Annotated in this window: 9 protein-coding genes and 1 pseudogene; 1 reads left to right on the forward strand and 9 read right to left on the reverse strand. The window is 32.0% G+C overall.

Annotation, left to right across the window (positions count from 1 at the left end; genetic code table 11):
- Positions 1-796: 796 nt before the first annotated feature.
- The 4 genes from DFR79_RS15670 to DFR79_RS15685 form a co-directional block, all read right to left on the reverse strand.
- Positions 797-1,165 carry an ArsR/SmtB family transcription factor gene (locus tag DFR79_RS15670; RefSeq protein ID WP_073158292.1) on the reverse strand — a complete coding sequence of 123 codons (369 nt, stop codon included), beginning with the start codon at positions 1,163-1,165 and terminating at the stop codon, positions 797-799.
- Positions 1,166-1,277: 112 nt separating this feature from the next.
- Positions 1,278-1,784, reverse strand: coding sequence for a class I SAM-dependent methyltransferase (locus DFR79_RS15675; RefSeq protein ID WP_081374546.1), 507 nt, complete (start codon positions 1,782-1,784; stop codon positions 1,278-1,280).
- Between the two features lie 220 nt (positions 1,785-2,004).
- Complete coding sequence (locus tag DFR79_RS15680; RefSeq protein ID WP_073158298.1) at positions 2,005-4,245, reverse strand: heavy metal translocating P-type ATPase; 2,241 nt, start codon at positions 4,243-4,245, stop codon at positions 2,005-2,007.
- A gap of 148 nt (positions 4,246-4,393) precedes the next feature.
- Positions 4,394-5,524 carry a M23 family metallopeptidase gene (locus DFR79_RS15685; protein ID WP_089717708.1) on the reverse strand — a complete coding sequence of 377 codons (1,131 nt, stop codon included), beginning with the start codon at positions 5,522-5,524 and terminating at the stop codon, positions 4,394-4,396.
- 244 nt (positions 5,525-5,768) lie between these two features.
- On the opposite strand from DFR79_RS15685, the gene DFR79_RS15690 reads away from it, so the two are divergent.
- Positions 5,769-6,536: an undecaprenyl-diphosphate phosphatase gene (locus tag DFR79_RS15690; RefSeq protein WP_133516404.1), complete on the forward strand. Its 768-nt coding sequence runs from the start codon at positions 5,769-5,771 to the stop codon at positions 6,534-6,536.
- A gap of 520 nt (positions 6,537-7,056) precedes the next feature.
- Here the strand turns inward: DFR79_RS15690 and DFR79_RS15695 are convergent.
- The 5 genes and pseudogenes from DFR79_RS15695 to DFR79_RS16460 form a co-directional block, all read right to left on the reverse strand.
- Positions 7,057-7,392, reverse strand: coding sequence for a HepT-like ribonuclease domain-containing protein (locus DFR79_RS15695; RefSeq protein WP_133516405.1), 336 nt, complete (start codon positions 7,390-7,392; stop codon positions 7,057-7,059).
- Positions 7,379-7,675 carry a nucleotidyltransferase family protein gene (locus tag DFR79_RS15700; RefSeq protein WP_133516406.1) on the reverse strand — a complete coding sequence of 99 codons (297 nt, stop codon included), beginning with the start codon at positions 7,673-7,675 and terminating at the stop codon, positions 7,379-7,381. The genes DFR79_RS15695 and DFR79_RS15700 overlap by 14 nt, the downstream gene beginning before the upstream one ends.
- Positions 7,676-7,790: 115 nt before the next feature.
- On the reverse strand, positions 7,791-8,045 hold the full coding sequence (locus DFR79_RS15705; protein ID WP_133516407.1) for a hypothetical protein: 255 nt from the start codon (positions 8,043-8,045) through the stop codon (positions 7,791-7,793).
- A 106-nt stretch (positions 8,046-8,151) separates the two neighbouring features.
- Positions 8,152-8,487, reverse strand: a pseudogene (locus tag DFR79_RS15710) (HepT-like ribonuclease domain-containing protein).
- A gap of 108 nt (positions 8,488-8,595) precedes the next feature.
- The coding region (locus tag DFR79_RS16460; protein ID WP_166638087.1) for a zinc ribbon domain-containing protein at positions 8,596-8,715 on the reverse strand (120 nt) is incomplete at its 5' end.

Below are 8,715 nucleotides of genomic sequence, written 5' to 3' on the forward strand. Positions count from 1 at the left end.
ATTATTCAGTTGTACCTGCTGCAGACGCAGCATTCTCTCCTTCATTTGATCACCTCCACTGATTAAATTATACAACTATTAGTGATAAAAAGCAACATTTTCAGAAAAATCGATATAAAAAATATCATATTCGTTAAAAAGTTTAGATTATAGTCAAAAAAATAGTCTATCAGCTGATTCTCATAATAGTTGTTCAGACTAAACCTATATTAAATTTTACGATGTTAAACAAGGTGTACTCATTTCGATTACACCTTACATTATAATAATTTATAGTTAAGCTAAACATGTAAACTGTTCAATCCGTTAAAGTTATCCGCACTTATAGATATGTGCGGAGGTTTTTAACACTCATCAACTTCACCAATCAAATAGTTCAACAAAAAATACCCTGTAACTATTAGTCTACAGGGAAAAATATACATTGTTTAGTTTTGACTTATTAAAGGAATTACTTCTTTATTTCCTTTTTTTCTTCTTTCTTCTCAGGTTTTTTCTTAGCTACTTTTTTCTTATCTTTCATTTTCAACACCTCCCTGATATTTCAACTTACTACTTGAGCCTAAATTTATTATATTACATAAAACTCGAAATAATATCTAATTATTAAGTCCCCCTGAAGAAAATATTATACAAAATAAAACCCCCAGAAAAGCTCCATCAATAACTGAACAAAATGAAGGTTTCTCTGAGGGTGAATAATCGCACCCAAATTTATAGTTCAATAATAAAATGCATTGTTTCTGAAAAATCCAGTAAGTTTAATTTTTATAAACTACATCTAAAGATAAAAATATTAATCCTCTAAAACGTGATTCAAACCCTGTCCAAACAAACATAAAACATGATTATCATCCAGAGAGTAATAAACAGACCTACCTTCCTTTCGATATTTAACTAGGTTATTGTTCCTAAGAACTCTTAATTGATGAGATATTGCAGAAGAACTCATTTCCAGTATTTCAGACAAATCACAAACACATAACTCCCTATCTTTTAAAGCATATAAAATATTTATCCGTGTTGGATCTCCTATGGTCTTAAATAGTTCTGAAAGCTGATAAACAATATTTTTTTGAAGTTTACGGTCTTTCATTAAATTTACAACCTGCTCATCCGGGTCAAACACTTCACACATATCACAAAAATTTTTGTCTTTTGCCATTAAATCATCTCCCCCAAATCAAAACTAGCACCTTATATTTATTTTAACATAGATTAATTTCTAATAGAAGGCATTTACTTTAATCTAAATTATACAGCAGCAATTATTGGGGTTAAACTTTATATCCTGAAGCAACAAAGACACCGCCATTTTTAAAACTGTGATTTAAATTAAAATCTTTCACTTCTTTTCTGCTTTTTAAATACTCCCAGGTTGGTCTAGTAACATCAGCATTACCAATTAAGTCTATAAAACGGCCCCATAAATTGAGTTCTTCCATATACCAATCCATAATAACAATTTTACCGCCAACCCTTACAAGCGAAAGACTTTTATCAATAACTTTTTGCCATTCAGGCATAGCTGATAAACCCAATTCGAGATAGATAGCATCAATATTTAATTCTTCTTCTGAAATAGATGCAATATCAGATTTATTAAATCTAGCAGCATCTTCATGTAAAGTTATTATATTATCCCAACCTTTTTTTCTAATTTTTTTTCTGGCTTTTGTCAACATTCCTTCAGAATAATCAATACCAATTATTAAACCATTACTTTTCAACTGATTTTTAAGATATTTAAAACTTTGTCCAGTTCCACAGGGTAAAACTATTATATTACTGTTTTTTTAAAATCCAGTTTTTCAATAGCAAATTTTCGCGGCTTGTGATAATACCAGTCAGGTGCTAGTAGATCATATAGATAAGAAAAGATATCATAATATTTCATTATAATCCCCCCACAGCCTTATAAATGATTTCCCCCTGAAGATTTTATCCAAACATATTTCTGATGAAATTATTTTTAAGCTTCAGAGGGATTTTTTACTTGCTTAATTAAACATTACGGCTAATTCTCATAGCATTAAAGACAGCAATTAATGCCACACCTACATCGGCAAAGACTGCTCCCCACATGGTTGCTAAACCCACAGCACCCATTATAAGTACTATACCTTTTACACCTAAGGCCAGAATAATGTTCTGCCAGACAATTTTTCTTGTTCTCCGGGCAGTATTAATAGCAGTAATTAATTTTGAAGGCTCATCTGTCATTAAGACAACATCTGCCGCCTCAATAGCTGCATCTGAACCAAGTCCTCCCATAGCAACACCTATATCAGAGCGAGCCAGAACAGGTGCATCATTGATTCCATCTCCTACAAAGATAAGTTTATCATTTTCTTTCTGTCTGCCAAGTAATTCTTCAATTTCATCTACCTTCTGATCCGGTAGAAGTTCAGAATAATAATTATCTAAGCCAAGCCGCTGGGCTACTCTCCCGGCAACTGCCTCCCGATCACCAGTTAACATAGTTAACTGTTTAATACCTAATTCTTTTAAACCCTTAATTGCCTTTATCGAATCCTCTTTTAATTCATCCGTAATTGTTATATAACCTGCGTATTTATTTTCAATCGCTAGATAAACAATTGTTCCATCTGCATCAACTTCCTGATATTCAATGTTATTTTTATTCATTAATTTGATATTACCTGCCAGAATTTCTTTGTCATCAACCACAGCTTTAATCCCGTGTCCAGAAATTTCCTGATAATCTTTTATTCTTTGATTATCAATTTTCTGGTCAAACGCTTCGACAATGGACTTTGCTATCGGGTGGGTGGAATGACTTTCAGCATAAGCAGCCATAGTTAAAATCTGCTCATTATTAAAGCCATTATATGATTCCACCTTACTAACAGCAAATTCTCCTTTAGTTAAAGTTCCAGTTTTATCAAATACTATTTGACTAACATTGTTCAGTGCTTCCAGATAATTACCACCTTTAACCAGAACGCCCTGTCGCGATGCTCGACCTATTCCTCCAAAAAATCCTAACGGAATGGATACTACAAGTGCACAGGGACAGGAAATAACTAAAAAGATAAGAGCTCGATAAAACCAGTCTGCAAAGGCTGCTCCCTGTAAAAATAGTGGCGGTAAGACCGCAATAGCCAGAGCCGAATAGACTACAACCGGTGTATAATAACGGGCAAATTTAGTAATAAACTTCTCAGTTGGTGCTTTTTTTGCACTGGCATTTTCCACAAGTTCCAAAATCTTAGATACTGTTGACTGACCATATTCTTTTGTCACTTCTACTGTTAATAAACCATCTTTGTTAATTGTTCCACTCAAAATTTCATCACCAGTTTCAACTTTACGCGGAACAGATTCCCCGGTAAGTGCTGAAGTATCTACCATAGAACTTCCTTCAAGCACTTCTCCATCAAGTGGTACTTTTTCACCAGGTTTTATAATTATTATATCACCTATTTGAACATCTTCAGGGTCAACCTCTTTTGTTGTATCTTCAAGTTTTAAATTAGCATAATCAGGTCTTATATCCATTAATTTTTTAATTGAGCGTCTGGAACGGTCAACTGCTCTTTCCTGGAAAATCTCACCAACCATGTAGAAAAGCATTACTGCTACACCTTCAGGAAACTCCTGAATAGAAAAAGCTCCAATTGTTGCTATACTCATTAAGAAGTTCTCATCAAAGACCTGGCCTCGCTTTATATTTTTGAAAGCTGCCATTAATACTGGTCCACCGATAAGCAGGTAACTGGAACCAAAAAGTAGCCATTCCAGATATATTGATAAACTTCCCAATTCTACTTCCAAAAATGGTAGTTCGAATAGAATTATTGCCAGAGCAAAAATTATTGTTCCCGGCCAGAATCGTTTTTTAAGATAAGAATTTTCATCGTCAACCCCATGATCGCGATCATGTCCGTGACTCTCTTCGTGATCATTTACACGACCGTCCTCGTGATTATGTTCATGGACCTGGTTGTGATCAGACTTTTGATTAGCTCTTTTTCGTCTATTTCTAGACTCCTTAACAGTTAAGCCAGGTTCTATTCTATCTGCAATTTCTTGCAATTCATTTTCAAATGAATTATCAGCACCCTCTCCTTCAACAGTAATCGTGCTGGTAGCAAAATTCAAACTCACCTTTTCTATATCCTCTAAATTATTAACTTCTTTCTCAATCTTACCTGCACAATTAGTACAGGCCAAACCTTCTAGTTCAAATTTCTTTTTCTTATTTTCTGCTTTTTCTGGCATAATAATCCTCCCTAGTTATAATTTAATATATGATTAATTGAATAATTGTTCATATATAGTATACCATTGAATTCGATTTTTGTCAACAATGATTGAGCAATTATTCATATATTGTTTAAATAAAAAGATTTACCCTTAGGTAAACCTTTTAAATATATGATAAAGGATCAACTGGTCTTCCATTAACCTGAACCTCAAAATGCACATTTGGTCCTGTTGTATTACCGGTATTACCGGATTTTGCTATTAAATCACCTTTTGAAACTCTATCTCCAGTATTGACTATCAACTTAGAATTGTGTGCATAAAGTGTTCTCATTCCTTTTTGGTGTTCAATAATAATAGTTTTACCATAACCTCTAGCCCAACCACTATATACAACTCTACCTTCACCTGATGCTTTCACTTTCGAACCTGAAGGAGCTGCATAATCAATACCTTCATGCATTCTACCCCATCTCCTACCAAAATAAGACGAGATTCTTGCATATACTGGTTTAGTAAATACTTTTTCAAGGCGATCACGATAACCAAATTCAGGTTTTGCTCCAGGTAAGATTAATGTATCACCAGGTTGAACCCTATTTGGATTATTAATTAAATTACTGGCAATAATTTTGTTTAAACTTATATTAAACTTATCAGTAATAGATGAAAGATTCTCCCCCGGACTTATTTTATATAAGATCCCTTTTACTGGAAGAACCTTAATCGTTTGACCGGGTTTTATTTTATTAATATTATTAATATCGTTTGCCCCAATTAAAGTATCTAAATCCACATTGTGCTTTTGAGCAATATCCCAAAGAGTTTCACCGTTTTCTACTCTGTGCTTTTTTATTTGATTAATTAAGCCAATTCTACTGCCCGGCTTTCGACTATTTTCTTTAACTAATTCTTCAGTAAAACCCTGACTGGAGCTTTCAATATTATACTTTGTGTCTTTATCTTTATATAATTTTTCTATGTATTCTAATTTATTATTAAATTCTAACTGATTTTCTGCAAAATTAAGATCTGAATTCTCTGAGAGGTTAAATTCGTCTTTGATTTTAACAAAATCGGTCTTTCTCTCCAGTGCATTTTTTCGCTTTTCCGTTATAATCAAACTAAAATCTGAATTTTCTTTTGAGTTTCGCTTAAGATCAAGTTCTTTTTTTACAGAAATAGATCCTCTGGGAACTCTTGTGCTTTCCAAATGCCGCTCTCCCAGAACAAAGTTTTTGTAAATTATTGTAAATGCAATTAATAAAAGAATAGCTGTAAATCTTTTTTTCATATTTCAGATTGCCCCCTGTTTTCATTAGTATTGTATAAAAATAGTAAAGAATAGAATAAACTTTTAATGTATGAGTAGATGTTCAAATATATTATACTATATTTCTTCCCTAGCGTCAAAAAAATCTTTCACCCTACTATTCACCGGACTTAATTAAATTATTGAAACAGGAGTAAAAACTCAATTTGTTAAAATGAGAACTATATGCTATAATAATTTAATAAAATTATATTGGAGGTTATTTATGGAAATTATTAAGTACTTAGTTGTAGGCGTAATCCAGGGAATAACTGAGTTCTTACCAATCAGCAGTTCAGGGCATATTGTGCTTTTTAAATATTTTTTAGATATTAAAGCTGGACTGACAATTGACATCTTTTTGCATTTTGGAACTTTACTGGCAATATTTTTTGTGTATTACCAGGATATACTAAATATGATTTATTTTAAGGATGACTATAAGACTTTTAATCTATATATCATAATCGGCTCAATCCCTGCTGCAGTTGTAGGGATATTTTTTGAAGATTTTTTTGAAAAAATGAATTCTTCTTTAACTGTTGTCGGGTTTTTTTTAATAATTACCGGTATAATACTCTGGCTAACTAATAAAATAACAATCAATAAACGGAAGATAAAAGATATGTCGGTTTTAGATTCAATTTTTATAGGACTAGCTCAGGCACTCGCAATTTTCCCCGGTTTATCTCGCTCTGGATCTACTATAGCTGCCGGCTTATATAAAAATTTAAACAGAGAACTTGCTACCAAATTTTCGTTTATTCTTTCTATACCTGTCATAGGAGGAGCAACTCTTCTCAAACTAAAAGAATTAACTTTAAATGGTACAACTGACCTAAATTATTTCCATCTATTTTTAGCTACTATATCATCAATGATCACAGGTTATCTTGCTATTAACTTTTTCTTAAAAATGATAAAAGAACAAAAACTTCATTATTTTGCCTATTATTGTATTCCACTTGGATTAATATTAATATTTTCTTTATAATATCAGATTTGACAAGAGTTATTCCTTTCAACTTCTTTTTCAATCAGTTTTTATTGTTACTACACTAACTTTTTCCCCTTTGTTCTGCATTGTGGACTTAATATTTCTTCCATTTGTCTTTGATTGTATTAAAGCAAAAGATAGTGATAATTGTCCAATAATAGATATTATTAACAAAAACCCCCAGAAAAGCTCCATTACGTACTGAACAAAGTGAAGTTTTTATGAGGGTAAATCATCTCCAATTGAGATGCAAATTTTATTCGATTTTCCACCGTGATTTCACCGCAGTGAGACTCAGCCACCGTTAAATACCGCAGTAAAATATACAGTTATTTACAACTATATGGGATATTTCCAACACTAGATTGCTGTTATGACAGGGGTTATAAGAAAAGATGCTAATATAAGGAACTTCGACAAAACTCTCCGAAGCCTTGAGCGTAGGTTCGACTCCTACCGGGGGCACCATTTATTTATATAAAGGTAAAAAAATAACCAGACAACATGCCTGGAATAATCAAATATGACTCAGAATATCTTCTATCGCTATTTTAAGTTGTGGTAATTTATTTGTTATAACATTCCAAACTATTTCTAAATCTACTCCAAAATAGTCATGTATTAATATATCTCTAAGACCAGCAATTTTTCTCCACTCAATTGTAGGATAATCCTCTCGAATATCAGCAGGTATATTTTTAACAGCTTCCCCCATAATCTCAAGGTTTCTAACAATAGCATCTTGAACCATCTCTTTTTTTAAAAATTCTTTATAAGACATATTTGCTGAATAATTCTGAACTTTATTTATTGAACTTAAAATGTCCTTTAAATATACTTCAGGACTGTGCATATTTAGCACTTCCTAAAATATCTTCTTTTAATTCTTCTTTTAAGGCATCTTTAATCACAAGATCTACATTTTTATTTAAATTATCTTCAAGATAAAATTTCAAATCCATATAATTATCAAAGGTCTTCTCTCCTTCTTTAAATTCAACAAGAAGATCGATATCACTATTATTAGTAGCCTGACCACTAATATATGAGCCAAATAAAGCAATACTTTTAATTCCAAATCTATTTAATGTGCTTCTGTTACTCTGCAAAAATGCAATGATTTCTTGACCTGTCATATTATCGACCTCCTATCCCTATTTTAGCACCACTAATAAAATAAAACAACTAGACAATATTCCTAGCATCTAATTCTGTTAAATTTCTTAAACAATAATCAATACTAGCTCCAGGTCATATCCTAACACTTAACCACTTTCGTTCGTCTATTTCAAGATCCTTGTTCTTAGTATGAGCAACATATAGTTCTCTTTCAGGGTATTTCTTATGAAGTTCCCTATAAGCTTTCATGGCTTCCTCGCTATTATTAAATTTATCAAGAACAGCTATTTTATCAACAACTCGTTTTCCATGGTCTGAATGAGCTTCTATAGCTTCTAATAGGATCCAACAGTCGGGATATTTATCTATAATATCTTTCCATTTCATTTTAAAATCATCCCCTTACTATTTCCTGTTTCTATTATATCATAAAACCATAGTTATAAAACAAAAATCCCGCGAAAAGCTTCATATCATTTAGAACTCATAAAAGTTAAGATATTTCCTCTAGTATTTCTTCTATTTTGGGCTTAGTCTCTGGCAAATTGACTGTAATAACCTGCCAAATTATATTTAAATCTACTCCAAAATATTCATGAATTACTATATTTCTTAAACCAATAACCAATCATTCTTCATTTTCATTTTCTTCATATATTTCTTTAGATAGTTTATTAGCTGCTTCACCTATAATTTCAATATTTCTCAAGACTGCATCAATAGTTAGATCATCTTTTTTAAAGTCTTCTTTTGTCATTTTTTCTATATAATTAAATATTTTATTCATTGAATTAATTATATCCTTTAAAAACAAAAGATCTCTTCTCATTGGTATTTGACCCTCCTCGGGGCAAGCCCAAGAGGATTCCTGCTTCTTAGAAGTGGTAACCCACCATCTCCACAGGCTTAAAATCCCGTAAGTCCTACGGTATATCTTCTAACTTGCCTTTTGTATTTTTAACCCTTCATTTAAAATATTTATACTGGCGTTAATATCCCTGTCATGAACTTCCCCACATTCAGGGCATTTCCATTTTCTTATTTTTAGATCTTTAAC

Origin of the sequence: Halanaerobium saccharolyticum, assembly GCF_004362045.1 — a bacterium.
Classification (GTDB): Bacteria; Bacillota; Halanaerobiia; order Halanaerobiales; family Halanaerobiaceae; genus Halanaerobium; species Halanaerobium saccharolyticum_C.